Annotated in this window: 1 protein-coding gene; it reads left to right on the forward strand. The window is 58.6% G+C overall.

Annotated elements, in window-relative coordinates; genetic code table 11:
* Positions 1-31: 31 nt before the first annotated feature.
* Positions 32-249 (forward strand): hypothetical protein (locus MTCD1_RS19885; protein WP_143760216.1); only part of this gene is annotated, 218 nt, incomplete at its 3' end.

The following is a 249-nucleotide window of genomic DNA, read 5'->3' on the forward strand; positions in this document are numbered from 1 at the left end:
CTTCACCATCAGTGTGCGCCAAGGGAGCGACATGGATGCGGTGATCGCGCGCGTGCGCAATCATATGCTTGAGACCTACCCGCAAGTGCGTGCTGAGCCAAAACGATTTTCCCTTGGCACCACCGAATCTGGAAAGGCGGTCTATCGCGTCAGCGGACCGGACGAGACCGTATTACGTGCAGCGGCCGACCATATAGCTAAGGCTTTGCATGGCCTGCCAGGCACGGTCAACGTGCAGGACGATTGGGA

The organism is Colwellia marinimaniae (assembly GCF_002207865.1).
Taxonomy (GTDB): Bacteria; Pseudomonadota; Gammaproteobacteria; order Enterobacterales; family Alteromonadaceae; genus Colwellia; species Colwellia marinimaniae.